At 64.1% G+C, this 25,161-nt stretch carries 25 protein-coding genes; 11 read left to right on the top strand and 14 right to left on the bottom strand.

Annotated elements, in window-relative coordinates:
• The gene (locus tag AC5ZFO_RS24900) at positions 1–795 is read right to left on the bottom strand and encodes an enoyl-CoA hydratase/isomerase family protein (RefSeq protein WP_496122754.1); all 795 of its coding nucleotides are present in this window, start codon (positions 793–795) and stop codon (positions 1–3) included.
• Positions 796–912: 117 nt separating this feature from the next.
• Between AC5ZFO_RS24900 and AC5ZFO_RS24895 the strand changes: the two genes are divergently transcribed.
• The 3 genes from AC5ZFO_RS24895 (at position 913) to AC5ZFO_RS24885 (ending at position 2,885) form a co-directional block, all read left to right on the top strand.
• The gene (locus AC5ZFO_RS24895) at positions 913–1,578 is read left to right on the top strand and encodes a GntR family transcriptional regulator (RefSeq protein WP_282519434.1); all 666 of its coding nucleotides are present in this window, start codon (positions 913–915) and stop codon (positions 1,576–1,578) included.
• Positions 1,579–1,799: 221 nt separating this feature from the next.
• Positions 1,800–2,486: an alpha/beta fold hydrolase gene (locus AC5ZFO_RS24890; RefSeq protein ID WP_282519435.1), complete on the top strand. Its 687-nt coding sequence runs from the start codon at positions 1,800–1,802 to the stop codon at positions 2,484–2,486.
• 240 nt (positions 2,487–2,726) lie between these two features.
• Positions 2,727–2,885, top strand: a complete 159-nt coding sequence (locus AC5ZFO_RS24885; RefSeq protein ID WP_282519436.1) for a hypothetical protein — start codon at positions 2,727–2,729, stop codon at positions 2,883–2,885.
• An 8-nt stretch (positions 2,886–2,893) separates the two neighbouring features.
• Here the strand turns inward: AC5ZFO_RS24885 and AC5ZFO_RS24880 are convergent, their stop codons facing one another.
• The 6 genes from AC5ZFO_RS24880 to AC5ZFO_RS24855 all read right to left on the bottom strand — a co-directional run bounded on the left by AC5ZFO_RS24880 (position 2,894) and on the right by AC5ZFO_RS24855 (position 8,936).
• Complete coding sequence (locus tag AC5ZFO_RS24880; RefSeq protein ID WP_282519592.1) at positions 2,894–3,787, bottom strand: LysR family transcriptional regulator; 894 nt, start codon at positions 3,785–3,787, stop codon at positions 2,894–2,896.
• Positions 3,788–3,862: 75 nt separating this feature from the next.
• The gene (locus AC5ZFO_RS24875; RefSeq protein ID WP_282519437.1) at positions 3,863–4,582 is read right to left on the bottom strand and encodes a haloacid dehalogenase type II; all 720 of its coding nucleotides are present in this window, start codon (positions 4,580–4,582) and stop codon (positions 3,863–3,865) included.
• Between the two features lie 160 nt (positions 4,583–4,742).
• The gene (glpX, locus tag AC5ZFO_RS24870; protein ID WP_282519438.1) at positions 4,743–5,744 is read right to left on the bottom strand and encodes a class II fructose-bisphosphatase; all 1,002 of its coding nucleotides are present in this window, start codon (positions 5,742–5,744) and stop codon (positions 4,743–4,745) included.
• Between the two features lie 139 nt (positions 5,745–5,883).
• Positions 5,884–7,200, bottom strand: a complete 1,317-nt coding sequence (locus AC5ZFO_RS24865) for a homoserine dehydrogenase (protein WP_282519439.1) — start codon at positions 7,198–7,200, stop codon at positions 5,884–5,886.
• A gap of 30 nt (positions 7,201–7,230) precedes the next feature.
• Entirely contained in the window at positions 7,231–8,451 is a 1,221-nt protein-coding gene (locus tag AC5ZFO_RS24860) for an LL-diaminopimelate aminotransferase (protein ID WP_282519440.1), read from the bottom strand.
• Between the two features lie 209 nt (positions 8,452–8,660).
• Positions 8,661–8,936, bottom strand: coding sequence for a hypothetical protein (locus AC5ZFO_RS24855; protein WP_135213523.1), 276 nt, complete (start codon positions 8,934–8,936; stop codon positions 8,661–8,663).
• 253 nt (positions 8,937–9,189) lie between these two features.
• On the opposite strand from AC5ZFO_RS24855, the gene AC5ZFO_RS24850 reads away from it, so the two are divergent.
• Complete coding sequence (locus tag AC5ZFO_RS24850) at positions 9,190–10,995, top strand: PHA/PHB synthase family protein (RefSeq protein ID WP_282519441.1); 1,806 nt, start codon at positions 9,190–9,192, stop codon at positions 10,993–10,995.
• An 82-nt stretch (positions 10,996–11,077) separates the two neighbouring features.
• Complete coding sequence (locus AC5ZFO_RS24845) at positions 11,078–11,476, top strand: MAPEG family protein (RefSeq protein WP_071914281.1); 399 nt, start codon at positions 11,078–11,080, stop codon at positions 11,474–11,476.
• Between the two features lie 19 nt (positions 11,477–11,495).
• Here the strand turns inward: AC5ZFO_RS24845 and AC5ZFO_RS24840 are convergent, their stop codons facing one another.
• The 4 genes from AC5ZFO_RS24840 to AC5ZFO_RS24825 all read right to left on the bottom strand — a co-directional run bounded on the left by AC5ZFO_RS24840 (position 11,496) and on the right by AC5ZFO_RS24825 (position 14,892).
• Positions 11,496–12,083, bottom strand: coding sequence for a class I SAM-dependent methyltransferase (locus AC5ZFO_RS24840; protein WP_496122753.1), 588 nt, complete (start codon positions 12,081–12,083; stop codon positions 11,496–11,498).
• A gap of 14 nt (positions 12,084–12,097) precedes the next feature.
• On the bottom strand, positions 12,098–13,144 hold the full coding sequence (gene argC / locus AC5ZFO_RS24835) for an N-acetyl-gamma-glutamyl-phosphate reductase (RefSeq protein WP_063983503.1): 1,047 nt from the start codon (positions 13,142–13,144) through the stop codon (positions 12,098–12,100).
• 96 nt (positions 13,145–13,240) lie between these two features.
• On the bottom strand, positions 13,241–14,227 hold the full coding sequence (gene argC / locus AC5ZFO_RS24830; protein WP_282519443.1) for an N-acetyl-gamma-glutamyl-phosphate reductase: 987 nt from the start codon (positions 14,225–14,227) through the stop codon (positions 13,241–13,243).
• Positions 14,224–14,892, bottom strand: a complete 669-nt coding sequence (locus tag AC5ZFO_RS24825) for an FMN-binding negative transcriptional regulator (protein WP_282519444.1) — start codon at positions 14,890–14,892, stop codon at positions 14,224–14,226. The genes argC (AC5ZFO_RS24830) and AC5ZFO_RS24825 overlap by 4 nt, the downstream gene beginning before the upstream one ends.
• A 389-nt stretch (positions 14,893–15,281) precedes the next feature.
• Here AC5ZFO_RS24825 and AC5ZFO_RS24820 point away from each other — a divergent pair, with 389 nt between their 5' ends.
• Entirely contained in the window at positions 15,282–16,283 is a 1,002-nt protein-coding gene (locus AC5ZFO_RS24820; protein ID WP_496122752.1) for an MBL fold metallo-hydrolase, read from the top strand.
• A gap of 40 nt (positions 16,284–16,323) precedes the next feature.
• Here the strand turns inward: AC5ZFO_RS24820 and AC5ZFO_RS24815 are convergent, their stop codons facing one another.
• A complete protein-coding gene (locus AC5ZFO_RS24815; protein WP_282519446.1) occupies positions 16,324–16,854 on the bottom strand; it encodes a DedA family protein in 531 nt (176 codons plus the stop codon).
• Between the two features lie 271 nt (positions 16,855–17,125).
• Here AC5ZFO_RS24815 and parE point away from each other — a divergent pair, with 271 nt between their 5' ends.
• The 5 genes from parE to AC5ZFO_RS24790 all read left to right on the top strand — a co-directional run bounded on the left by parE (position 17,126) and on the right by AC5ZFO_RS24790 (position 22,774).
• Positions 17,126–19,171 carry a DNA topoisomerase IV subunit B gene (gene parE, locus AC5ZFO_RS24810; protein ID WP_282519447.1) on the top strand — a complete coding sequence of 682 codons (2,046 nt, stop codon included), beginning with the start codon at positions 17,126–17,128 and terminating at the stop codon, positions 19,169–19,171.
• Between the two features lie 426 nt (positions 19,172–19,597).
• Positions 19,598–20,380 carry an outer membrane protein gene (locus tag AC5ZFO_RS24805; protein ID WP_282519448.1) on the top strand — a complete coding sequence of 261 codons (783 nt, stop codon included), beginning with the start codon at positions 19,598–19,600 and terminating at the stop codon, positions 20,378–20,380.
• Positions 20,381–20,669: 289 nt separating this feature from the next.
• Entirely contained in the window at positions 20,670–21,494 is an 825-nt protein-coding gene (locus AC5ZFO_RS24800) for an outer membrane protein (RefSeq protein ID WP_282519449.1), read from the top strand.
• 302 nt (positions 21,495–21,796) lie between these two features.
• Complete coding sequence (locus AC5ZFO_RS24795) at positions 21,797–21,982, top strand: hypothetical protein (protein WP_248883202.1); 186 nt, start codon at positions 21,797–21,799, stop codon at positions 21,980–21,982.
• 21 nt (positions 21,983–22,003) lie between these two features.
• Positions 22,004–22,774: an SDR family NAD(P)-dependent oxidoreductase gene (locus AC5ZFO_RS24790; RefSeq protein ID WP_496122751.1), complete on the top strand. Its 771-nt coding sequence runs from the start codon at positions 22,004–22,006 to the stop codon at positions 22,772–22,774.
• Positions 22,775–22,883: 109 nt separating this feature from the next.
• On the opposite strand, the gene AC5ZFO_RS24785 is transcribed toward AC5ZFO_RS24790, so the two are convergent.
• A complete protein-coding gene (locus AC5ZFO_RS24785) occupies positions 22,884–23,657 on the bottom strand; it encodes an outer membrane protein (RefSeq protein ID WP_282519451.1) in 774 nt (257 codons plus the stop codon).
• Positions 23,658–23,836: 179 nt separating this feature from the next.
• Positions 23,837–25,084 (bottom strand): FAD-dependent oxidoreductase, encoded by a 1,248-nt coding sequence (locus AC5ZFO_RS24780; protein WP_282519452.1) that lies wholly within the window; start codon positions 25,082–25,084, stop codon positions 23,837–23,839.
• Positions 25,085–25,161 lie beyond the last annotated feature (77 nt).

Here is a 25,161-nt window from a genome sequence, read left to right as displayed (position 1 = left end):
CTATTGGCCGCGCCATTGCGGCGCGCGCTTGTTGAGGAAAGCATCGAGCCCTTCGCGAAAATCCTGGCTCGTGTAACACATCAGGATGAGGTCTTCCCCCTCGTCCCGCGTCAGCCGCCTTTGCAGGCGGGCCACGGCCTGCTTGGTCGCGGTCAATGTCAGCGGCGCGTGGCTGGCCAAGAGCCGGGCAAGTTCATCGGCTCGCTGGTCGAGCGCTGCGATGTCATCGACGACCTCGCCGAGCAGCCCGACGCTGGCGGCTTCGGCGGCGTCAACGAGGCGCGCGGTGAAGATCAGATCCTTGACGCGCGCAGCGCCGATCAGCGCGGTGAGACGGCTGACATTGGACATCGACAGGCAATTGCCGAGGGTCCGAGCGATGGGAAATCCGATTTTCGTGCTGCTGGTGCCGATGCGCAGGTCGCAGGCCGCGGCAATGCCGGCGCCGCCGCCCGTGCAGAACCCGTTGATCGCCGCGATCGTGGGCACGCGGCACTGCTCGAGGGTCGTGAGCACGCGATCGATCCGGTTCTCGTAGTCGATGGCGTCCTGAGGCGTCTTGAATTCGCGGAACTGATTGATGTCGGTGCCCGAGGCAAAGGCCTTGTCGCCGGCCCCGCGCAGCACCAGCACCTTGATCGAATGATCGTCGTTGACCTCTTCGCAGATCGCCGCCAGCCGCTCGTACATGGCGAAGGTGAAGGCATTGCGCGCCTGCGGGCGGTTGAAAGTGATCCACCCGATACTGTCCTTGCATTCAAAAACGAGGTCGTCCGTCTCCGCGGCATGGTCCATTTCCTCGTGTCCTTCTGTTTTTTGCATTTTTGAATGCAAAATTTGCAATTTTCAAGCTGGAACTTCCGAATAGTGGCGTATAACTTCATTTTTGCATTCAAACTGGAGCGTTTGCCCATGCTTCACGAGGAGGTTGTCGGCCGCATCCGCGCCATCCTGCTCGACGGTGAAATCCCGCCGGGCGCGCGGATTCCCGAGCGCGAGCTGTGCGACCGACTCCAGATCTCGCGCACGCCGCTGCGCGAGGCGCTCAAGGTGCTCGCCGCCGAAGGGCTCGTGCAGCTCCTGCCCCATCGCGGCTCGCGCGCGGCAAAGCTGACTGACAAGGACATGCGCGACCTGTTCGAGGTCTGCCAGGGTCTCGAGGCGCTCGCCGGCGAGCTCGCCTGCGAGCGCATCAGCGACGCCGGGATCGGCGAAATCGCCGCCGCGCATGACGACATGGTTCGGCATTATCGCGAGGGCGATCTGATCCAGTATTATCGCGGCAACCGCGCCATTCACGAGGCCATCGTCGCCGCAGCCGAAAATCCCGCGCTGACCGGGCTCTATGCCTCCGTGACCGCGCGCATCCGCCGCGCGCGCTACGTCACGCCGATGACACCGCAGCGCTGGGCGTTCGCCGTGAAGGAGCACGAGGCGATCCTGAACGCGCTGCAGCGGCGCGACGGCGCCGGCCTCTCCCACATCCTGCGCGCGCATCTGCGCCACAAGCGCGAAGAGGTCTTGCAGGCGGGCTTTGCCGAAACGGAAGGAAACGACCCGGCACTGCGGATCGCGTGAGGCGGGCTCGCCCGGCGAGCATTCATTCATTCCGCCTCTGGCCTTCGCGCCGCTTCGCCGCGATAACCGCCTCGAACATCCGAACCGTCCGATTTCACTTTCGCCCGATTATCCTCGCCGCCCTCTGTCGGCTGAATCGGTAGCGCGTTAGACGTGAAGCGTCCCTGCTTCACGCTCTGCGAGCAAGTCCGCTCGCCCTTGCGCAGCCAACGGAGACCATCATGACCAAACCCAGCATCGTTTTCGCACACGGCCTTTGGGCCGACGGATCGTGCTTCGGCAAGCTGATCCCGACGCTGCAAGCCGAAGGCCATGAGGTCATGGCGAGCCAGCACGGGCTCGATTCACTCGCAACAGATGTCGCCTGCGTGACGGCGTGTTTTGGCCGTGTTCCCGGACCCGTGGTCCTCGTCGGCCATTCCTATGGTGGCACGCTGATCACGCACGCCGGCACCGATCCGCGGGTGGCCGCGCTGGTCTACATCGCAGCGCTCGCGCCCGATGCCGATGAAACCTCGCAGAGCCAGATTGCAAAATTTCCGACGACGCAGGTGTTTGGCCACATCGACGCGCCGGCGGGCCGTGTCTGGCTCAAGCCAAGCGGCCTGACGCACTTTGCCGGCGACCTGCCCGAGGCCGAGCAGAAGCTGGTCTACGCGACGCAAGGGGCGCCGGTTGCGGATCTCCTTACCCAGAAGGCCGATGGCACCGCGTGGAACGCGAAACCGAGCTGGTACATCCTCGCCAGCAAGGACCAGACGGTTCACCCCGATCTGCAGCACTTCGTCTCGAAGCGCATGAACGCCACCGTGACCGAAGTGCCGTCGTCCCACGTCCCCATGCTGTCGAAGCCGGATGTGGTTTTGGACGTGATCCGTAAGGCAGCGAGTGCGATCGCGGCGAAGTGACATTAGCCGTCCAAGCCAATGTCGTTCTTCAAATCGGGTCCGGGCGGCGCATGCCGACCGGACCATTGGCCAAATACACAATACAATTTCTGCGTTTCCTAATATCGAATAATTCGATTGTAACCGCCAATATTATTCGTTTGTCAAAATCACTCTTCTGCGTAGCTTGGGCAGCGTGGCATCGCCGGTTGCCCGCGAAGGCCGCTTCCTGCAGACGCCTCACGCACACCAGGAGTGATCATGATTACGACATCACAGGGCGAAGCGTCATTCTTCCACCTGCTGCTCCGCTGGGTCACCTATCGGTTGGCACAAACGATGGCGGCAATCGCGCCGGTGCACCGCGCTGGCGAAATCGCGGCCGCGGCCGCGGCGAGCAACAATCCCTCGGGGGCGTAAACCAGCCGTCAGCGGCGCTTGCGGGCGCCGCGCGCCGGCGTTTCCGTCACGCGCCGGCTCTGTTCGACCGCGAGATCGCGCATGATCGCTATCGCGCTCTGCACGTGGTCGTCGGGCTGGTCGACCGAATAGACGACATAGGCCGGCATCGAGAATTTCGGCGCTCCCACCACCAAGTGCAGCCGCCGCGCCTTCAGCAGCGGCTCGACGATCCGGTGCGCAAAATAGCCGGAGCCGCCGTTGGCGAGAACGTGCTGCAGCCCGAGCCAGCCGATGTTGGCGGTCAGCGCAGGCCCGGCGAAATTGGGAAAGACGGCACTGTGCCGGGCGTAGAATTCGGGCCCCCAGTCGACATAGACGTAGCCGTCCTGCGGCTCCGGATCGCTCCTGGGATTGGTCGAGACCAGCACGAGCTGCTCCTCGATCAGCAACTCGACCTTGAGGCCGGGGCGGCTTTGCGGGGTGTACATCACGCCGATGTCGATGCGGCCCTCGACCAGCCCCTGCATCAATTCCGGCTCGAGCGCGCTCTCGGCGCGGATGGAGATTTGCGGATTGGCCTCCTGCATGCGCGGTACCCAAAGCAGCAGGAACTCCTCCCACAGGCCGATGCGGCCTCCGACCACCAGCGCCCCGCTAAATCCCTTGGGGACGCCGACGTCGTGGCGGGCCTGCTCGACGGTGCGAACAAGCGTCGAAGCGTGGCGCTGGAACTGTCGCCCGGCCGCCGTCAGCGCGGCACCGGCCTTGTTGCGTACGAACAGCGTGCAACCGAGCAGTTCTTCGAGGCTGTGGATCCGCGTGCTGACGGTGGACTGGCTGACGTGAAGGCGCTCGGCGGCCGTGATGAAATTGCCGGTCGCGACCACGGTCAGGAATGTACGCGCGAGCTCGGTATCCAGGGGCGCACCTCACACATCGACATTGTCGATATGAAAGGCGCTGTCTTGAAGGATGTCAAATTGAAGGAGTGCCGCTCAGCACCCGAGCCTGTCGGCGACCCCGCCAAAATCCTTGGCGACGATGTCCCAATTGCCGGTCGCCTCGAAATCGACCTTCTGGAGCGGACCGTATTCGGTCGGCCGCGCCACGAACGCGGTCTTCAGCCCGTTCTTCTGGGCGGCGGCGAGATCGCCGTTGTGGGCGGCGACCATCATCACCTGCTCCGGCTTGAGGCCGAGCAGGCGCGCGGCGCCGAGATAGGTCTCGGGATCGGGCTTGTAGTGCTCGAACAGCTCGGCCGACATGATGAGGTCCCACGGCAGGCCTGCGAATTTCGCCATGTTGGTGAGCAGCGCGACGTTGCCGTTCGACAGCGGCGAGATCACGAATTTGGTCTTGAGGCGGGTCAGGCCGGCGACGCTGTCGGGCCAGGGATTGAGGCGGTGCCAGCCCTTGGTGAGATAGTCGAGATCGGCGTCGGTGAGGCCCTTGATCGAGAATTGCGCGACCAGCTTTTCCAGCGAGCGGCGGTGCAGATCGTCGAGCATGACATAGCCGCGCTCGGGATGTTTGCGCACGTCGTCCATCGAGGCCATGTACATGCCGCGCCAGCCGTCGACCAGAGCGGTCCAGTCGGCGCTGATCCCGCGGCCCTTCGCCCACCACATGAAGTCGGTGATCAGGCTGGTGCGCCAGTCGACTACGGTGCCGAACACGTCGAACACGAGGGCTTTGACGGCGGAGAGATCGGACATGGGCGCTTCCCCTGATTGTTCTTGTTGTCATTCCGGGGCGATGGCACCGGGGCCGGCCTTCGGCCAGCCCGATGACAGCTCCACATCGAGCCCGGAATCCAGAAGTTGTTGCGCAAGATTCCGGGTTCTCGCTTCCCGAGCCCCGGAATGACGGAGGGCGTCAGTCCAGATGGAACTTCGCCAACTCACGATGCTCGGCCTTGATGTAGCGCACGGTGCCGGTGACGGAGCGCATCACGACCGTCTCGGTCTCGATCACGCCGTCCTTGCGGAACTTGACGCCCGACAGCAGCGAGCCGGTGGTGACGCCGGTGGCGGCGAAAAGGCAGTCGCCGCGCGCCATGTCCTCGATGCCGTAGATCATCTTGGGATCGTTGACGCCCATCTTGGCGGCGCGCTCGCGCTTCTCGTCGGAATCCAGGATCAGGCGGCACTGCATCTGGCCACCGATGCAGCGCAGCGCCACGGCCGCGAGCACGCCTTCCGGCGCGCCGCCGGTGCCGAGATACATGTCGACGCCGGTGTTGTCAGGGTCGGCACAGTGGATCACGCCGGCAACGTCGCCGTCGGTGATGAGGCGGACGGCGGCGCCGGTCGAGCGCACGCTCTCGATGATGCTGGCATGGCGCGGACGGTCGAGCACGAGAACGGTGATGCCATCCGGCTGGACGCCCTTGGCCTTGGCGAGGCGGCGGACGTTGTCAGCCGGCGTCGCATCGAGATCGACGACGCCCTTGTCGTAGCCCGGCCCGATCGCAAGCTTCTGCATGTAGACGTCGGGCGCGTGCAGCAGCGTGCCGCCGTCGGCCATCGCCATGGTGGCAATCGAGCCCGGCATGTTCTTGGCGCACAGCGTGGTGCCTTCGAGCGGGTCGACCGCGATGTCGACCTGCGGGCCGGCGTTCATGCCGACCTTCTCGCCGATGAACAGCATCGGCGCTTCGTCGCGCTCGCCCTCTCCGATCACGATGGTGCCCTCGATCGGCAGCTTGTTGAGCTCGCGCCGCATGGCGTCCACGGCGGCCTGGTCGGCCGCCTTTTCGTTGCCGTGCCCGCGCAGCCGCGCCGAAGACACCGCCGCCCGCTCCGTCACCCGCACGATCTCCAGCGTGAGAATGCGCTCGAGCAACGCGTGCGGCGGGACTGAAATATGGGTCGACATCGGCTAACTCCTTCGGAACAGTTTTGGACGGAAATCTCCGTCCGCATCAACTCGTAACACCCACAGTTCGTTCGAACCGCGTCTTATTGTTTGAGCATGACCTTTCCGGAAAACCGCTTCACATTTTTCCGGGGCATGCTCAGTTCTTCTCGATCCGGATCACCTGCGGCCGTCCGCTGATCACCTTGTCCTTCTGCACGGCGGAGAGCGCGCGGCGCACGGCGTCCTCATGCGTCGCATAGGTGATCAGGATGACGGGCACGGGCACCGCCTTGCCGTTCGCCGGCGCAGCGCCGCCATTGGGATGACGCTGCACGATCGACTCGATCGAAATCTTCTGCTCCGCGAGCCGGGTCGCGATCGCGGCCGCAGTGCCCGGGAAATCCCGCGCCAGCAGGCGGATATAGTAGCCGCCCTCATGCCGCTCCATCGGCGCCTTCTTGGTGTCGCGCAGATGCGAGATCGGCCGGCCGAACGGATTGGCGCGGATGCCGCGCGCAACGTCGGCGATGTCGGCGACGACGGCGGATGCGGTCGCAGCACCGCCGGCGCCGGGGCCGACCAGCGTGATCGGAGGGATGCCCTCGCCATCGATCGTGACCGCATTGGTGACACCCATCACCTGCGCGATCGAGGAGGATTTTGGAACCATGGTCGGGTGCACGCGCTGCTCGATCCCCTTGGCGGTGCGAACCGCAACACCGAGCAGCTTGAGCCGGTAACCGAGATCGTCGGCCGCGCGCAGATCTTCCGGCGCGATGGATGAGATACCTTCGACATACACCGCGCTTTGAGCAACTTTCGTGCCGAAAGCGAGGCTGGCGAGAATGGCAAGTTTTTGCGCGGTGTCATGGCCATCGACGTCGAAGGACGGATTGGCCTCGGCGTAGCCGAGCCGCTGCGCATCCTTGAGGCATTCGGCGAACGACAGCCCCTCCTGCTCCATCCGCGTCAGGATGTAATTGCAGGTGCCGTTAAGGATGCCGTAGACGCGGGTGACCCCGGTTCCGGCAAGCCCTTCGCGTAACGTTTTGATGACAGGGATCGCGGCGCCGACCGCTGCCTCGAAATTCAGCGCGCCGCCGTGCTTTTCGGCGGCCTTGGCAAGCTTCAGGCCGTGCTTGGCGAGCAGCGCCTTGTTGGCGGTGACGACCGACTTGCCCGCATTCAGTGCCGCTTCGACCGCAGAGAGAGCGGGATCACCGGCGCCGCCCATCAGCTCGACGAAGCAGTCGATGCCGGGATGCGTGGCCAGTGCCATGGGGTCCCTGGCCCATTCGACGCCGCGCAGGTCGACGCCGCGCTTCTTCGCCTTCGAACGCGCGGTGACGGCGACGACGCGAATGCCGCGGCCGCTGCGGCCCGCGAGCACGCGGGCCTGGGTCTCGATTAAACGGACAACTTCGGCGCCCACGGTGCCGAGCCCCGCTATGCCCACTTTCAGGGGTGCAACCATGATGCTTTAGAAAACCTGCCGAAGAGAAACTTAACGCCGATTGGCGAGCGGAACGACGTTGTGCAACGTTTCGATGCCGCTTTCAAGGAAGCGGCGCACGCCGCGCGCGGCCTGCCTGATCCGTTGCTCGTTTTCCACCATGGCGATGCGGACATATCCTTCACCGTGCTCGCCGAAGCCGACGCCGGGCGAGACCGCGACGCCGGATTTCTCCACCATCAGGGTTGCGAACTGCATGCTGCCGACGCTGCGGAAGGCCTCCGGCAGCGGCACCCATGCGAACATGGACGCTTCCGGCGGCGGGATCTCCCAGCCGGCACGGCCGAATGATTCCACAAGCGCGTCGCGGCGCTTGCGGTAGGTGTCGCGCATCTCCTTGATGCAATCGTCGGGGCCGTTCAGCGCGGCGGTCGCCGCGACCTGCACCGGCGTGAAGGCGCCGTAGTCGAGGTAGGATTTGACGCGGGCGAGCGCGGCGATCACGCGCTCGTTGCCGACCGCAAAGCCCATGCGCCAGCCCGCCATCGAATAGGTCTTCGACATCGAGGTGAACTCGACCGTGACGTCGATCGCGCCAGGCACCTGGAGCACCGAGGGCGGCGGGTTGTTCTCGTCGAAATAGACTTCGGCATAGGCGAGATCGGACAGGATCAGGATCTCGTGCTTCTTCGCGAACGCGACGAGGTCCTTGTAGAAGTCGAGGCTCGCGACATAGGCGGTCGGGTTCGAGGGGTAGCAGACGACGAGCGCGAGCGGCTTCGGGATCGAATGCACGATCGCCCGTTCCACCGCCTCGAAGAATTGCGGCGTCGGCTCCGAGGGCACCGAGCGGATAACGCCGCCCGCCATCAGGAAGCCGAAGGCGTGAATCGGGTAGCTCGGGTTCGGACAGAGGATGACGTCGCCGGGCGCGGTGATCGCCTGCGCCACATTGGCAAAGCCCTCCTTCGAACCGAGTGTCGCGACGACCTGGGTGTCGGGGTTGAGCTTCACGCCGAAGCGGCGGGCGTAATAAGCGGCCTGGGCCCGGCGCAGCCCGGGGATGCCGCGGGAGGCCGAGTAGCGGTCGGTGCGCGGCTTGCCCAGCGTCTCCTTCAGCTTCTCCAGCACATGCGCCGGCGCCGGCAGGTCCGGATTGCCCATGCCGAGGTCGATGATGTCGGCGCCGGCATTCCGCGCGGCCGCCTTGGCCCGGTTGACCTGCTCGAACACGTAAGGCGGAAGGCGGCGGATGCGGTAAAACTCTTCCATGGCTCTCTGGGCTCCGGGCATCCGGTCAGGACAGAATCGACCGGCCATGACAGCCGCTCGGGAAAGCTCTCGCCCCCTCGCGAAAATCACTCAAAATCAAACGCTTAGAGCAATATTCGACGGCAGGAGCTGAGGTCGTTCGCCCTGACTCTCGGCTGAACTGAGGTCTTTTAGCACGGCATGGCGGGGGCGCCAGCGATTACGCCGCGTTACTTGGCGTCTTTTGCGGCAACCGATTGGCGCTCGCGCGCGGCGGCCAGCTCGGCTTCGATCTTGGCGCGCTGGTCCGGCGGGATGATCGCCTGATCACGATCCGGCGGCAGATCGTGCACCGGAAGGTAGGAGCCGGGCTCCCTGGGATGGGCCTGCGCGTCGGTGGGCGTATAGTCAGCCAGCTGACTCGAGCAGCCGCCCAAGGCAAGCGCCGCCATCAGCAGCGCGCCACAGATCGGCAGCGACTTTTGCAGGTCCCTCAACGCCAACACTTGGGAAATCCCCTACTCATCCCAACGCAAGGCTGCCGGAGCTTAACCCGACAACCTGCCCAAGCTCAAACCATTGCTGCCCACAAATGGTACGAGCGAGAATACTGCCAAGGCCCACGGTGGAAGAGGTGCACGCTGATTGTGACAAAACCAAGGGGCTTTGTCGCAGTGCAGCACATGTTGGAGCTTGTTTAACGCCAAACATGCGAGCTTCGCGGTGACGAATACGGAATGAATCGTTACTGTTCTGCTCATGAGTAGCGCCACGACCGACACAACCAAATCCGAAACGAAGTTCGATGCGGAAGCCTTCGCGATGAATGTCGCGCGGGCGATGGAGAGCGGCGGCAAGGCGCTCGCCGCGTATCTGAAGCCACGCGAGAGCGGCGAGGTGCAGGATCGCCCGCCGGCCGAGCTGACGGAAGTGGTCAAGACCTTCACGTCGGTCGCCGAATACTGGCTGGCGGATACGTCCCGCGCGTCGGATCTGCAGACCAAGCTCGCCAAGGATTATCTCGACCTCTGGGGCTCGGCGGCACGCCGCATGGCTGGCCAGGACGCTTCACCCGCGATCGCGCCCTCGCCGCGCGACAAGCGCTTTGCCGATCCGGAATGGAAGTCGAACCAGTTCTTCGATTTCGTGATGCAGCTCTATCTGCTCACAGCCAAATGGGCGCAAGAGCTGGTGCAGGACGCCGAGCTCGATCCGCAGACCCGCCGCAAGGCGGAGTTCTACGTCCAGCAGGTCACCAATGCGATCTCGCCGTCGAACTTCGTGCTGACCAATCCGGAAGTGCTGCGCGAGACGGTGGCGAGCAGCGGCGAAAATCTCGCACGCGGCCTGAAGATGCTGGCCGAGGACATCGCGGCCGGCAAGGGCATGCTGAAGATCCGCCAGTCCAATCCGGACAACCTCGTCGTCGGCGTCAACATGGCGACGACGCCGGGCAAGGTGATCTACCAGAACGAGATGATGCAGCTCATCCAGTATTCGCCGACCACGGAGAACGTGCTGCGCACGCCGCTCCTGATCGTGCCGCCCTGGATCAACAAGTTCTACATCCTCGATCTCAAGCCGGAGAAATCCTACATCAAGTGGTGCGTCGACCAGGGCATCACCGTGTTCGTGATCTCATGGGTCAATCCCGACAAGCGGCTCGGCACCAAGAGCTGGGAAGACTACATGAAGGAAGGCCCGCTCACGGCGATGGACGTGATCGAGAAGGTCACCGGCGAGTTGAAGGTGCACACCGCCGGCTATTGCGTCGGCGGCACCATGCTCGCGACCACGCTGGCCTGGCTCGCCGAGAAGCGCCGCCAGCGCGTGGCCTCGGCGACATTCTTCGCGGCGCAGGTCGACTTCACCCATGCCGGTGATCTCCTCGTGTTCGTCGACGAGGAGCAGATCGCAGCCCTCGAGCAGGACATGAAGGCCGCCGGCGTGCTCGAAGGCTCGAAGATGGCGATGGCCTTCAACATGCTGCGCTCCAACGATCTGATCTGGTCCTATGTCGTCAGCAACTATCTGAAGGGCCAGCAGCCGAGCGCGTTCGACCTCTTGCACTGGAATTCGGATGCGACGCGCATGACCGCGTCGAACCATTCCTATTACCTGCGCAACTGCTACCTGGAGAACCGGCTCTCCACCGGCACCATGGTGCTCGACAACACGCTGCTCGACCTCTCCAAGGTCAAGGTGCCGGTCTACAACCTCGCCACCCGCGAGGACCACATCGCGCCGGCCGAATCGGTGCTGTACGGCTCGCAGTTCTTCGGCGGCCCGGTGAAATACGTCCTGTCCGGCTCGGGCCACATCGCCGGCGTGGTCAACCCGCCCGCCTCGAACAAGTACCAGTACTGGACCAACGACAACGTCAAGGACGTCAACGTCGCCGAATGGATGAAGGGCGCGGTGGAGCACAAGGGCTCGTGGTGGCCGGACTGGCGCGAATGGCTGGGCGGGCTCGATCCCGAGGAAGTCCCGGCGCGCGTAGTCGGCAGCGAGGCCCTGCCCGCGATCGAGGACGCGCCCGGCAGCTATGTCAGGGTTCGCGCCTAGCGGGATTTCTTTGCGCATGGCGCAATCCTGCGCGCTTGTATAATCTCGCGTTCAACACAGCGACGACAGAGGGGACCGGGTTATGACGCGCGAATTGTTCTGGCTGACACTGACGGTGATCCTGACCGGGATCCTCTGGATTCCCTACACCATCAACCGCTGCCAGGTTCGGGGGCTCAGTGGCGCCTTGGCCAATCCCTCGCGCGGCGACAAGCCGCAGGCGGAGTGGGCGAACCGCCTGATGTTCGCGCATGACAACGCCGTCGAAAACCTCGTGCTCTTCGCGCCGCTGGTGCTGATCCTGAACGCGATCGACTATTCCTCGAAATGGACCGTGCTCGCCTGCGCGGTCTATTTCTGGTCGCGTGTCGCGCATCTGATCGTCTATGCGCTCGGAATCCCGGTGTTCCGGACTCTCGCCTTCACCGTCGGCTTCCTCGCCCAGGCCGTGCTTGCGCTGGCAATCTTCAAGGTGCTCTAGAAATCGGGTCTCTTAGGGATCAGGCCCTGCGTACGACGAGGTTCAGCATGTTGGCTGGCGTCTCGTCGAAACTCTGGATCACGTTGGTGTCCGACGACAGCGTGATCCACGAACCTGCGCTGGCGTAAGTCATCTCGAGCCACTCCCGCGAGACGTAGCTGTAGTAGCGTCCGAGGCTGTCGCGGCCATCGTCCTCACCCATCTTGTAGCTGGCGTAGAACACGCCTGATGGCTTGAGCGCACGGTGGATCTTTCCAAGGATGCCGGCGAGTTCGTCGCGTGGCACATGCAGCAGACAGGCGCTCGCCCAGACGCCGTCATAGGCCTCGTGCGCATCCAGCTGGTCGAACCGCATCGCCTCGACGGGATGACCAAGCCGGCGCGAGGCGATCTCGGCCATTTCGGGCGAGCCATCGGTCGCACGCACTGAAAAACCTTCGGCGAGCATCACTGCGGAATGATTGCCGGCACCGCAACCGAGCTCGAGGATCGCGCCTCCCGGCGGCAGCAGGGCGAGAAAGCCCCGCAACCGCGTCGATACGGCCTTCGCCCAGCCGGCATAGACCTCGGGGTTCTGCCGGTAGAAATGCAAGGTCGCTTCGTCCACCGCAGTACCTCGTGTCATGGAAACAGCGCGATCTGCTCCAACCCCGCCGTCTCGGGCAGCCCGAACATCAGGTTCATGTTCTGGATCGCTTGCCCGGCCGAACCCTTCACCAGATTGTCGAGCGTGGAAATCACGATCGCCCGGTTCTTGATGCGGTCGGCGACGACGCCGATCTGCACATAGTTGGAGCCGCGCACATTCTGGGTCTGCGGCAGCACGCCCTTCCTGGCGACATGCACGAAGGGCTCGTTGGCATAAGCCTGCTCCAGCGCGCTTCGCAGATCGTCCGGCGTCGCGCCGTTGAGCTTGACGTAGGAGGTGCAGAGTTCGCCGCGCGCCATCGGAATAAGATGCGGCGTGAAGTTGATCGTCACTGCGGAACCGGCGGCGACGCCGATCTCCTGCTCGATCTCGGGCGCGTGCCGGTGGGTGCCGACCGAATAGGGCGACAGCCCCTCGCCCGCCTCGCTGAACAACGTGTTCTGTTTCAGCCCGCGGCCGGCGCCGGTGACGCCCGATTTCGCGTCGATGACGATGTCGTCGACGTCGATCAGCTTGGCTTTCGCAAGCGGCACCAGCGCGAGCAGCGCCGCCGTGGGATAGCAGCCGGGACAGGCGACCAGCCGCGCCGACGTGATCTTCTCGCGATAGAATTCGGTGAGACCGTAGACCGCTTCGCCCTGCAGTTCGAGCGCCCGGTGCTCATGGCCGTACCATTGCGCATAGGTGCTCTTGTCCCGCAGCCTGAAATCGGCGGACATGTCGAGGACCTTGATTTTGGGATTTGCCTTGAGGACCGCGGCGATGATTTCCTGCGTGGTGCCGTGCGGCAGTCCGCAGAACACCGCATCGAGCTTGCTCCAGTCGACCTTTTCCCATTCCACGAGTTTCGGCAGGTCCAGCATGAAAAAATGCGGAAACACGTCGCCCATCGACTTGCCGGCATGGGTGTTGGCGGTGAGCGCGACGATCTCGGCATTCGGATGCCGGGCCAACAGGCGCACCGCATCGGCCCCGGTGTAACCGGAGGCGCCGAGAATGCCGATCTTCTTCGAGCTCATCACGCGTACCTTTCAGGCGTCATTTGATCGTCTTGCCGGGGTCGAAAGTCGCAGCGTCGCTTCGTCCACCGGGCTGGCCTCCCGAGCAACGTTCGATCAGCTATTGTCGGCAAGGCCCAACATCAGCCGCATGTTCTGCACGGCTGCGCCTGACGCGCCCTTGCCGAGATTGTCGAGCCGGGCGATCAGTACCGCCTGGTGATATTTGTCGCTGGCGAAGACGTGGAGCTCCAGCGTGTTGGTCTCGTTGAGCGCCTCCGGCTCGAGCTTGCCGCCCTTGGTCGCCTCGTTCTGGAGCGGCATCACCGAGACATATTTTGAGCCGGCGTAACGCTTAGCCAGCGCGGCCTGAAGGTCCGCACCGCTGGGCTTGCCGGGCAGCGCGTCGAGCTGGAGCGGCACCGAGACCAGCATGCCCTGCCGGTAGTTCGCGACCGAGGGAATGAAGATCGGCCGCCGCGTCAGTTTCGAATAGAGCTGCATCTCCGGCAAATGCTTGTGCTCGAAGCCGAGGCCGTAGAGCTCGAAGGACGGCGCGCTGCCGTCTTCGAAGCTCGCGATCATCGACTTGCCGCCGCCGGAATAGCCGCTCACCGCGTTGACGGTGACGGGATAATCGGGCGGCAACAGACCGGCATCGACGATCGGCCGCAGTAGCGCGATCGCACCGGTCGGATAGCAGCCGGGATTGGAGACCTTCTTCGCGGCCTTGATCTTGCCGGCCTGGTCCGGCGTCAGCTCGGGAAAGCCGTAGGCCCAGTCGGGCGCGACCCGGTACGCGGTGGAAGCGTCCAGCACCTTCGGCCCTGCGGTGCCCATGCTGTCGACCAGCGCCACTGTTTCCTTCGCGGCGTCGTCAGGCAGGCAGAGGATCACGAGATCGACCTCCTCCATCAGCGCCTTCTTGGCCGCGGGGTCCTTGCGCTTGTCGTCGGCGATCGTCTTCACGGTGACGTCGCTCTGGAGCTTCAGCCGCTCATTGATGCCGAGCCCGGTGGTGCCGGAGCCGCCGTCGACGAAGACGGTGGCGGGCTTCGTGGCCGCGCCGGTGGTCGGGGCCTTGGTGGTTTCGGTGAGGCTCATGGCGCGCTCCTTTCGAGCATGTTGGTTTCGTTCGCGAAGGCCTCCGGCCTCACGTCCTGCATCAGCTGTGCAATCTCCCTGGCGTCGGCGGCGGGTTGCGCACCGAGCGCGTTGGCGATCGCGGTATAGTCGGCGTCCGATTTGTGCTGGTTGAGCTTGAAGCTGCCTTCGACCTCTTCAACCGTCATGACCAGCCCCACGATTCCCTTCTTCAACGCTTCCAGCCGGCCTGCCGTCATCTTCGCCGATGTCCACGGCGCTTTCGGCAACAGCCAGCTCTCGAACTTGTCGCTCAGCGTGTCGATCTGCACCGCCAGCTGATCGTCCGACAACAGGCGCACCGGCCCGCTCAGATGCACCGACTGGTAGAGCCAGGTCGGCACCTGATCCGGCGAGACGTACCAGTCGGGCGATACATAGGCATCGGGGCCGTTGACCGCGAGCAGCCAGGAGGTCGCGCCGTCCGCCAGCTTTAGCAGCGGATTGTGACGGGCGACATGAAAGGCGGCCTGCGGCGTGCCGTCAGCGGCGTAAGTCAGGTAGAACGGCAGCGGCGAGGCGACCGGCTTGTGGCCGTCAAAGGCGCACATCGTGCCGAAGCCGCGCTCCTCGGCGAATTTCAGGCTCGCGGCGCGGTCCTGCTTGAAAAAGGGTGGCGTGTACATCGTGGTCTCCTGCTGGGCCTCCTCGGGGGGCCGCCGGATCAGATCGCGCTGACAGGAGAGAGAATGCCGCGGATCGGATCCAGCGGCAAAGACGATGATCTCAAACGCGATCGACCGCCCAAACCGCTAAAGAGCGGCGGCGGCGACGGGCGAACAGGATGGTCGCGGCGTTGATCATGGCGCGCGGCTATAAGGCCGGCGGGTTCCAGGGTCAAGTCCAAATCGATGGGGCGTGACGGCTGCCGCACGGGTGACGGCACGATGCCGCACTGGTGTCATCGGGTCGCAGCGGAATTTCCCATAAGCATGGGGGTTCCCGACAAAGACCGGCGCGCCACAACCCCGCCGGTCCGTGCCTTTCGTTCGCAACCCAGCCCCAGGACATCGCTATGACCGAGATCACCCGTCGCGCAACGCTGGCCGGCGCCGCCGCCTCGGCGCTCCTGCCCTTCGTGAAGACCTCGCCCGCAAGCGCCGCCGCGCCGCCGGCCGCGAACCAGAATGCGAGCTTCTACCGCTACAATGTCGGCACCCACCAGATCACGGTGGTCTGCGACGGCGTCGCCACCGTCAACCTGACGGACAATTACGCGGCCGGCGCCAGCAAGGACGACATCAGCAAGATCTTCGCCGAGAACCATCTGCCGACCGACAAGGTCACCCACACCTTCAATCCGGTCGTCGTCAACACCGGGCCGAAGCTCGTGCTGATCGATACCGGTCTCGGGCCCGACCAGTTCACACAGACCAAAGGCAAGGTCGGCCAGTTCCACAATAACCTTGCGGCGGCCAGCATCGACCGCGCGGCAGTCGACACCGTCATCATCTCGCACTTCCACGGCGACCACATCAACGGCCTGCTCGCGGCCGAGAACAAGCCGGCCTTCCCCAACGCCGAGATCATGGTGCCGGCGGTGGAATGGAAGTTCTGGATGGATGACGGCGAGATGAGCAAGGGGACCGGCAATCCGATCCTCAAAGCCAACTTCAAGAACATCCGCCGCGTGTTCGATGCGCTCGGCCGCAAGGTCACGCAGTACGAGTCCGGCAAGGAAGTCGCGCCCGGAATCACCTCGGTGGCGAGCCCGGGCCACACGCCGGGACACAACTCCTTCATCGTTGCGTCCGGCGCGGAAAAGGTACTTGTGCAGGTCGACATCACCGCCGGCGCAGCGTTCCTGTTCGTGAAGCACCCTGAATGGAACATCGCCTCCGACGTCGACAAGCCGCTGGCGCAAGAGACGCGGCGGAGGCTCTACGACATGGCGATTGCCGAGAAGATGCCGATCCAGGCCTTCCATGCCGCCTTCCCCGGTCTCGTCCGCGTCGAGAAGGAGAAGGATGGTTCGGGCTATCGCTGGATTCCGTCGATCTGGAACGCTTCGCTTTAGGCTCTGCCATATGCGCTGACCGGGCGACCGAGCTGCCCGGTCAGATCAGGCGCCAGATCCATTCCATGATCGTCGCGATCACGTCGCCGAACAGCAGCAGCGCCGCGGACCAGACCAGCGCCGAGACGAAATTGGCGGCCTGAAAACTCCAATAGGGCATCTCGAAAATGCCGGCTGCGAGCGGCACCGAGGCGCGCAAGGGGCCAAAGAAGCGGCCGATGAAGATGCTGGGCACGCCCCAGCTCCGCACGAAGGCTTCGCCCCTGGGCAGCAGTTCCGGGTAGCGCGAGAGCGGCCACATCTGCGCGACCTGCTCCTTGTAGCGATAGCCGAACCAGTAGGAGACCCAGTCGCCGAGTGCAGCACCGATGCCGCCGGCGATCCAGACCGGATAGAAGCTGATGCCGCTCGCTCCGATCAGCGCGCCGATCGCAACCAGCGCCCCCCAAGCCGGGATCAGCAGCGAGATGAAGGCCAGCGACTCCCCGAAGGCGAGCAGGAACACGATCGGAGCCGCCCAGGCCTGGTGAGCACGCACGAAATCGGCCAGTGCGTGCGCGTACTGCTCCATTCCAGATTGCCTTCCCCGCCCCGTCACGGTCCTGTCAGATAAAAGGACTGGTAAGCCAAGGACTTGTGTGACATCAAGTCACAAAGCCGGGCCTGAGCCGGGCCCAGGTGTCAAATTGCCGGGAATTGGTGGGCCTGCGGCGTAAAATCGCCGGGATTGGCTCCCACCCACACCCGCCCGGCGGACCTGCGATGACCTTTGCAGGCCAGCCGTGGCATAGTCGGCCTAACCGATTCGCCGCCAGCGCGGCCCTCAAAGTGTATCAAGATATATGTCCAAGCAGTTGAAGCCAAAAGCAAAAGACGATTTTTTCGGCGGCGATGAGCCGAAGTCGCGCGCGCCTGCCAAGGCGCCTTCGCGCGGGACCGGCGGCGAAGCCGACTACACTGCGGCCGATATCGAGGTGCTCGAAGGCCTGGAACCGGTGCGCCGCCGGCCCGGCATGTATATCGGCGGCACCGATGAGAAGGCGCTGCATCACCTCTTCGCCGAAGTCATCGACAACTCGATGGACGAGGCGCTGGCCGGGCACGCGACCTTCATCGGAGTCGAGCTCAGCGCCGATGGGTTCCTGACCGTCACCGACAACGGCCGCGGCATCCCGATCGATCCGCATCCGAAGTTTCCGAAGAAGTCGGCGCTCGAAGTCATCATGTGCACGCTGCATTCGGGCGGCAAGTTCGACAGCAAGGTCTACGAGACGTCCGGCGGTCTGCACGGTGTCGGCATCTCCGTGGTGAACGCCCTCTCCTCGCTGCTCGAGGTCGAGGTCGCGCGCAGCCAGAAACTCTACCGCATGACGTTCGAGCGCGGGCACCCGAAGGGCAAGCTCGAGGATCTCGGCAAGATCAACAACCGCCGCGGCACGCGCGTGCGCTTCAAGCCCGACACCGACATCTTCGGCGCCAAGGCCGCGTTCAAGCCGCAGCGCCTGTTCAAGATGACGCGCTCGAAGGCCTATCTGTTCGGCGGCGTCGAGATCCGCTGGAACTGCGCACCCGAGCTCTTGAAGGGCGTCGAGGACGTGCCGGCGGAAGCGACGTTCCACTTCCCCGGCGGCCTCAAGGATTACCTCGCCGCTGCGATCCACGCCGACACGCTGGTGCATCCCGACATCTTCTCGGGCAAATCGGGCCGCAACGGCGCGCATGGCGCCTGCGAATGGGCTGTCGCCTGGACCGCGGATGCCGACGGCTTCCTGTCGTCCTACACCAACACCGTGCCGACGCCCGATGGCGGCACGCACGAATCCGGCCTGCGCAGCGCGCTGCTGCGCGGCCTGAAGGATCACGCCGAGCGCGTCGGTCAGGGCAAGCGCGCGTCATCCATTACGTCGGAAGACGTGATGGTGGGCGCGGCCGTGATGCTGTCGGTGTTCGTGCGCGAGCCTGAATTCCAGGGCCAGACCAAGGATCGTCTCGCCACCGCTGAAGCGCAGCGCATCGTCGAACAGGCGATGAAGGATCCGTTCGACCACTGGCTGTCGGGCAATCCGAACATGGCCAACCGGCTGCTCGACTTCGTGATCGACCGCGCCGAGGAGCGGCTGCGGCGTCGCCAGGAAAAGGAAACGGCACGCAAGACCGCCGGCAAGAAGCTGCGCCTGCCCGGCAAGCTCGCCGATTGCACCGATGCCGGCACCGAGGGCTCCGAGCTCTTCATCGTCGAGGGTGACTCGGCCGGCGGCAGCGCCAAGCAGGCCCGTGATCGCAAGACGCAAGCGGTGCTGCCGCTACGCGGCAAGATCCTCAACGTCGCCTCGGCCGGCAAGGACAAGCTGACGGCGAACGCACAGCTCTCCGACCTCGTGCAGGCGATCGGCTGCGGCCAGCTTTTGCAATATCGCGAAGAGGATCTGCGCTATCAGCGCATCATCATCATGACCGACGCCGACGTCGACGGCGCCCACATCGCCTCGCTCCTGATCACCTTCTTCTACCGGCAGATGCCGCGGCTGATCGACGAGGGCCACCTCTTCCTCGCGGTGCCGCCGCTGTACAAGCTGACCCATGGCTCGAAGTCCGTCTACGCGCGCGACGACAAGCACAAGGAGACGCTGCTCAAGAGCGAGTTCAACGCCAACGCCAAGGTCGAAGTGAACCGCTTCAAAGGCCTCGGCGAGATGATGCCGGCGCAACTCAAGGAAACCACCATGGATCCGCGCAAGCGGACGCTGCTCAAGGTGGTCCTGCTCGCCGACGACCGCGACACCACGGCGGATTCAGTGGAGCGCCTGATGGGCACCAAGGCCGAGGCGCGCTTCGCGTTCATCTCGGACAAGGCGGAGTTTGCGAGCGAGGAGCTGCTGGACGTCTGAGGCAGTCTTCTGACGTCACGCAAAAAGCCCCGGCCACGGCCGGGGCTTTTTGGTTGCGGCTGCTCGCGGAGGCGCCCGACTAGGCCGCGTCCGCTGCCCGACTCATCTTGAGGCGGAACGACTCGGCCAACGACTCACCAACGCCAAGGCTGAGGCAGGATTGTTACCGTTTCGGACAGAGCCGGATTTGCTAACGAGAAGTTACCTGAATTCGATCTTCTGAAAATGGCGCAACATATTGTAATGATATAGTTATTTTTGATTTCGGCGATCACGCCCGGAATCCCTGCCGAGCGGCGTTTCCCGGCGACTGTGCCTGTCAGGCAACAGCATTTCGGCGGAAAGCGGCTATAGTCCGGGCATCAGATCAATCGGACTTCAGTGCGCTCGCGCCTGCCGGACAGACCAAAGGTTGGGGATTTTAACATGAAGAAGATTTTGCTCGCACTGACCGCGGTTGCCGCGATGACCGGTTCGGCGTCGGCGGCCGATCTGGCTGCCCGTCCCTACGTGAAGGCCCCGCTTGCTGCGCCCGTCGCCAACTGGACCGGCTTCTACATCTTCGGCGGTGGCGGTGGCGGCCTCTCGAACGCTGACCAGCGCGTCCAGACCACTGTCGGTGCGGTTCCGCTGACGATCGATCAGCGTCAGGGCGGTTCGGGCTGGTTCGGCACCGTCGGTCTCGGCTACGACTGGCAGTTCAACAGCACCTGGGTCGCCGGCGTGTTCGCTGACGGTCAGTTCGGCAGCATCCGCGCCACCATCCAGGATCCGATTGCTGGCATCACCGGCAACCAGAAGCTGGAAGACTCCTGGGCCGCCGGTGTGCGCCTCGGCTGGCTGGTTGCTCCGAACGTTCTCACCTACGTCAACGGCGGCTACTCCGGCGCTCACTTCGGTCAGACCAACTTCCTGACGCTGGCCGGCGTGCCCGCCGGTATCCACCTCAACAGCTACAACCGCAACGGCTGGTTCGTTGGTGGCGGCGTCGAGAACAGCCTGAACTTCTTCGGCATCTCTTCGCCCGGCTGGTTCATGAAGACCGAGTATCGTTCGGCCTTCTACAACGCCAAGACCTCGAACGAACTGTTCGACGTCAGCAACGCGCTGGTTGGCCGCGACATCCGCGCCAACAGCTGGAACCAGACGATCTCGACCTCGCTGGTCTACCGCTTCAACTGGACCGGTCCGGTCGTCGCGAAGTACTGATCTGATCTGAACTAAAATTCAGACGTCAAAGCCCCGGCATTGTCCGGGGCTTTTTCGTTTGCGGCTTCCTGTTTTTGCGGAGCTCAAGGCTCGATACGTCGAGAGCGGCGGTGCGCCGCGCCCCAGCGGGTCGTGCCAGTCCGGAGGCGTCGTCTGAAGCTCTGCGTTCCCAGTTCATATGTACCTGACCGGCAACAGCTTTTTGGCTGGAACCGCCTATAGCTTGGTCATCCGATGACTCGAAGTTCAGCGCGCTCGCGCCGAACAGACCAAGGTTGGGGGTTTTATCATGAAGAAGTTTTTGCTCGCGCTGACGGCAATGGCGGCGATGACCGGTTCGGCCTCGGCGGCCGACCTTGGGGCCCGCCCCTATGTGAAGGCTCAGGCGCCCGCGCCCGTCCATAGCTGGACCGGCTTCTACATCTTCGGCGGTGGCGGCGGCGGTCTGTGGTCCGCTGACAGCAACATCCAGAGCACCGGTGTTGCTGGAGGGTTCGGTGCCTTCGGGCCTGCCGGCACCGCTCTGACCCGCGATACGCGCCTGGGTGGCAGCGGTTGGTTTGGAACCGTCGGCGCCGGTTACGATTGGCAATTCAACGGCCGCTGGGTGGCCGGCGTGTTTGCTGACGGACAGTTCGGTGACATCAGTGGCTCGCTGAGCGACCCCGCCTTCTGGCAAACCGAAGGCCGCGAAAAGCTTCGCACCAGCTACGCGGCCGGCGCACGGTTAGGCTATCTCGTTGCGCCCAATGTCCTGTCCTACGTCAACGCCGGTTACTCGGGTTCGGAATGGTCCGGCACGTCTCAGACGTTTCTGGGTGTGGGACCGGGCGCCAGTACCGCGACGCAGACGACCACTGGCTCCTTCCACCGCAATGGCTTTTTCGTTGGCGGTGGCGTCGAGAACAACCTCGACATTTTCGGAATTGCTGCGCCCGGCTGGTTCATGAAAACCGAATACCGTTCGGCTTACTATGACCGCATTTCCCGGCCCACGACGTTTGCTCCGGGCAATAACTTCGGCGCGCCGGCGGTGGGTTTGACGGGCACCGCAATTACCTTCAAGCCCTGGGTCCAGACCATCAGCACGTCGCTGGTCTACCGCTTCAACTGAAGCGACCCAACTCCTGAGACAAGTCCAGAGACGTCAAGGCCCCGGCATCGTCCGGGGCTTTTTCGTTGCCGGACTGTCGGCGGCTCACGCTCGCCTTCAGGGATCGGTACGCTCTTCAAGCCGGTTCTCGATCCCCGCCCAGGATCATCTTCCGCACGGACATGGATCCTCCCAGCGACCCTGCATCCGCAGCCATTGTATCCAAACCGAAGCTACGGCTAGTCTGGCGGGAAGTTTTCGTGACAAGCGGCGATCGTTGATGCCGTGGGCCACGACAGAAGCAAACCAACGGGGAGGAATGCATGCGCAGATTTCTGCTGATCGCAGGCCTGTTTGCCCTCGCCGTCGGGCTGCTCTGGATCGGACAGGGAACGGGCACCGTCGCCTGGCCGCGGTCGAGCTTCATGGTCAACCAGTTGCAATGGGCCGGCTACGGCGTAGCCATGGCCGGCTTCGGACTGGTCCTGATCTGGCAGAGCAACCAATAGAAGAAACCAGGGAATACAAATATGACATCCAACCGGTTCGATCTCCGCGGCAAAGTCGCGATCGTCACAGGGGGCAATGGCGGCATCGGTCTTGGCCTCGCCCACGGACTCGCCGATGCCGGCGCCGATATCGCCGTGGTCGGACGTAACGAAACCAAATCGGCCGCTGCCGTTGCCGATCTCAGAGAGCGCGGCGTGAAGGCGATTGCCGTCACCACCGACGTCACCGACAAGGCGGCGGTCGCGGCCATGATCGACCGCGTCGTCAAGGAACTCGGCCGTATCGACATCCTCATCAACAATGCCGGCATGAGCATCCGCAAGCCGCCGCACGAGCTCGAGCTCGACGAGTGGAACAAGGTGATCGACACCAACCTCACCAGCGCCTTCGTGTGCTCGAAGCTGGCCTATCCGGCGCTGAAGGCGTCGGGCAACGGCAAGGTGATCAATATCGGCTCGATGATGTCGATCTTCGGCGCGAGCTTCGCCACAGCCTATGCGGCCAGCAAGGGCGGCATCGTCCAGTACACGCGCGCGTGCGCCAATGCGTGGGCGCCCGACAACATCCAGGTCAACGCCATCCTGCCGGGCTGGATCGACACCGACCTCACCCGCGGTGCGCGGCAGCAGGTCTCGGGACTGCACGAGCGCGTGCTGGCACGCACGCCCGCGGGTCGCTGGGGCGATATCGACGACTTCGCCGGCATCGCCGTGTTCCTCGCCTCGCCCGCCTCGAACTTCGTCACGGGCACCGCGATCCCCGTCGACGGTGGATTCTCCGTGATGGCCTGAAGCCGTCTTGTACCCAAGAAAACTTGCACGCAAAAAAGAAGCCCCGGCGATGCCGGGGCTTTTGAATTTGGCAGTGATCGTCTTTTTTTGCTGATTGGTCGTTCGTTGCTCAGTAGCGGCCGATGACCGGCGCGTCGAACTTGTAGCTCGCGCGCACGACGGCCCACTGGATGTCGCGCGGCTTGGCATCGAAGGTGTAGTTACCCGAGGTGCCGCCGAGCTGATAGGTCTGGCTGCCGAAGGCCGCGTAATTGTACTCGAGGCCGACGATCCAATTGCGGGTGATGCCGTATTCCCAGCCGGCGCCGACGGTCCAGCCGTTGGCCCAGTGGGTCTGACCGCCCGAACCGGTCGCCGGATTCGGAACGTTGTCGACCACCGAGAGACGGTTGTTCACGCCAGCATAGCCGCCCTTGATGTAGAACAAATTGTTCTGCACGGCAAAGCCGGCACGACCGACGACCGTCGCGAGCACGTTTGCGCGCCAGCTGAACTGATCGTCGAGGCCGGCGCCAAACACGGTGTTCGTGATCGAGCCCTTGTTGTCGAGGCCGGAGATCGTGCCCTCCATGCCGAACACGTAGTTGTTGGCCTGCCAGTTGTAGCCGATCTGGGCGCCGCCCATGATGCCCGACTTGCGCTGACGAAAGCCCTCGCCGGGCGAGAGATCGCCGAACGGCGCCCCGGTGCCGTTGTTGATGAACTGCTCGTTGGTCCATGCACCGCCGATATGGCCGCCGACATAGAAACCGGTCCAGTTGAACAGCGGCTCCGCATAGGCGGGCGCCTTCGTGTAGCGCGCACCGAGGTCAGCAGCGGAAGCAGCGCCGGTCGAAACCAGAGCGGTCGTGCAGGCGAAGGCGGCAATCAATTTGTTACGCATGGTACACCCCGTGTCCTTTGATGGGTGCACGGTCACACGCAGGTCTTACTCAAATTTGAATCAAGAAAGTTAAGATGCCGGATTGCCAAGCCGCGCGCCGTGAATCCGTCTGCGCTGTTGCACGCACGCAACGCGCGGCACGCGATTTAACGCCGCGTTATCCCTACCGACCTCCTGCACTACGATGCCGGTGCGGCGTTCGACCGCACGTGCTCGGGCCGCACGCCGAGCGCAATCAGGCGCGCCGGAATGCCCTGGAGCCAGGGCAGCGCAGTGATCAGGCGCACGACCAGCGGCACCTTCAGCGGCCGATCGCCGCCCTGCAGGGCGCCGCTGATGATGTTGTTCTGCACGATCACCTGCATGCGTTGCGTCATCCTCACCGGAAACTCGCGCCTGCGCCGCACGGCATCGAGCTCGTCATCGGAAGGGCAGCCCTGCCGAAGCTTGTCGGCCAGCAGATTGGCGGTCGCGACTGCATCCTGCACGGCGAGATTGACGCCGACGCCGCCGACCGGAGACATCGCATGCGCGGCATCGCCGATGCAAAGCAGGCCCGGCCGGGTCCAGCGCGCCAGGCGGTTGATCGCGACGGTGAGCAGCTTGACGTCGTCAAAGCTCTTCACATCGGCAATGCCGGATCGAAGGATCGGCGCCATGCGCACGACGTCGTCGAGCAGCGCCTGCAATCCCCTCGCCTTCACCGCCTCGTATTGTCCCTTCGCGATGACATAGGCGCACTGCCAATAGTCGCCGCGGTCGAACGTGACCATCATCTTTCCGGGCTCGACGCGCGCAAACAGGTTCTCGGTCTCGTCCGCCTTGCGGCCGACGCGGAACCACAGCACGTCCATCGGCGCGCCGATCTCCTCGACGTGGAGCCCCGCACGCTCGCGCACCGTCGAATGCCGGCCGTCGCAGGCAATGGTGAGATCGGCTTCGATGTCGATCGGCCCCTCCGGCGTCATCGCGCGCACGCCGGCAACGGTCTCGCCGCGGCGGATCAGATCGACGGCTTCCGTATTCATCATCACCTTGAGCGAGGCGAAGCGCTGGCCGGCCTCGCGCAGGAAATTCAGGAAGTCCCATTGCGGCATGAAGGCGATGAACGGGTATTTGGTGTGAAGCCGGCGGAGATCGGCGATCCGCACCGGTGTGCCGCCGAACAGGCCGTCCATCGTCTGCAGGCGCTGGTGCGGCAACTTCAGGAACCCATCGATCAGGCCGAGCTCGTCCATCACCTGGAGCGTCGAAGGATGCACGGTGTCGCCGCGAAAGTCGCGGAAGAAATCCGCGTGCTTCTCCAGCACCACGACGTCGATGCCGGCGCGTCCCAGGAGATAGCCGAGCATCATGCCGGCCGGCCCGCCGCCGACGATGCAACACCGCACTTTCGTCGTTCGGTCCGGTGGCTGGTCAGATGTCATTGCGGCCGCGATGTGAGTTGTCGTCCGGGAGGTTCGGGCCATCGTAGCAACGGTTCGGGTAACCCCGAAGCCAAATT

This window comes from Bradyrhizobium sp. Unk1 (assembly GCF_059512345.1).
Note: the sequence above shows the minus strand (reverse complement) of the source record. Positions and strands in the feature narration are given on the sequence as shown.

Excerpts from the sequence above, each read along its gene's own strand:
- AC5ZFO_RS24900 (WP_496122754.1), bottom strand. The coding sequence starts at position 795 with ATGGACCATGCCGCGGAGACGGACGACCTCGTTTTTGAATGCAAGGAC.
- AC5ZFO_RS24875 (WP_282519437.1), bottom strand. The coding sequence starts at position 4,582 with ATGTCCGATCTCTCCGCCGTCAAAGCCCTCGTGTTCGACGTGTTCGGC.
- glpX (WP_282519438.1), bottom strand. The coding sequence starts at position 5,744 with ATGTCGACCCATATTTCAGTCCCGCCGCACGCGTTGCTCGAGCGCATT.
- AC5ZFO_RS24800 (WP_282519449.1), top strand. The coding sequence starts at position 20,670 with ATGAAGAAGTTTTTGCTCGCGCTGACGGCAATGGCGGCGATGACCGGT.
- argC (WP_063983503.1), bottom strand. The coding sequence starts at position 13,144 with ATGAGCTCGAAGAAGATCGGCATTCTCGGCGCCTCCGGTTACACCGGG.
- AC5ZFO_RS24895 (WP_282519434.1), top strand. The coding sequence starts at position 913 with ATGCTTCACGAGGAGGTTGTCGGCCGCATCCGCGCCATCCTGCTCGAC.
- AC5ZFO_RS24805 (WP_282519448.1), top strand. The coding sequence starts at position 19,598 with ATGAAGAAGATTTTGCTCGCACTGACCGCGGTTGCCGCGATGACCGGT.
- AC5ZFO_RS24825 (WP_282519444.1), bottom strand. The coding sequence starts at position 14,892 with ATGTACACGCCACCCTTTTTCAAGCAGGACCGCGCCGCGAGCCTGAAA.
- AC5ZFO_RS24795 (WP_248883202.1), top strand. The coding sequence starts at position 21,797 with ATGCGCAGATTTCTGCTGATCGCAGGCCTGTTTGCCCTCGCCGTCGGG.
- AC5ZFO_RS24865 (WP_282519439.1), bottom strand. The coding sequence starts at position 7,200 with ATGGTTGCACCCCTGAAAGTGGGCATAGCGGGGCTCGGCACCGTGGGC.
- parE (WP_282519447.1), top strand. The coding sequence starts at position 17,126 with ATGTCCAAGCAGTTGAAGCCAAAAGCAAAAGACGATTTTTTCGGCGGC.
- AC5ZFO_RS24790 (WP_496122751.1), top strand. The coding sequence starts at position 22,004 with ATGACATCCAACCGGTTCGATCTCCGCGGCAAAGTCGCGATCGTCACA.
- AC5ZFO_RS24890 (WP_282519435.1), top strand. The coding sequence starts at position 1,800 with ATGACCAAACCCAGCATCGTTTTCGCACACGGCCTTTGGGCCGACGGA.
- AC5ZFO_RS24785 (WP_282519451.1), bottom strand. The coding sequence starts at position 23,657 with ATGCGTAACAAATTGATTGCCGCCTTCGCCTGCACGACCGCTCTGGTT.
- AC5ZFO_RS24845 (WP_071914281.1), top strand. The coding sequence starts at position 11,078 with ATGACGCGCGAATTGTTCTGGCTGACACTGACGGTGATCCTGACCGGG.
- argC (WP_282519443.1), bottom strand. The coding sequence starts at position 14,227 with ATGAGCCTCACCGAAACCACCAAGGCCCCGACCACCGGCGCGGCCACG.
- AC5ZFO_RS24820 (WP_496122752.1), top strand. The coding sequence starts at position 15,282 with ATGACCGAGATCACCCGTCGCGCAACGCTGGCCGGCGCCGCCGCCTCG.
- AC5ZFO_RS24815 (WP_282519446.1), bottom strand. The coding sequence starts at position 16,854 with ATGGAGCAGTACGCGCACGCACTGGCCGATTTCGTGCGTGCTCACCAG.
- AC5ZFO_RS24860 (WP_282519440.1), bottom strand. The coding sequence starts at position 8,451 with ATGGAAGAGTTTTACCGCATCCGCCGCCTTCCGCCTTACGTGTTCGAG.
- AC5ZFO_RS24780 (WP_282519452.1), bottom strand. The coding sequence starts at position 25,084 with ATGACATCTGACCAGCCACCGGACCGAACGACGAAAGTGCGGTGTTGC.
- AC5ZFO_RS24885 (WP_282519436.1), top strand. The coding sequence starts at position 2,727 with ATGATTACGACATCACAGGGCGAAGCGTCATTCTTCCACCTGCTGCTC.
- AC5ZFO_RS24850 (WP_282519441.1), top strand. The coding sequence starts at position 9,190 with ATGAGTAGCGCCACGACCGACACAACCAAATCCGAAACGAAGTTCGAT.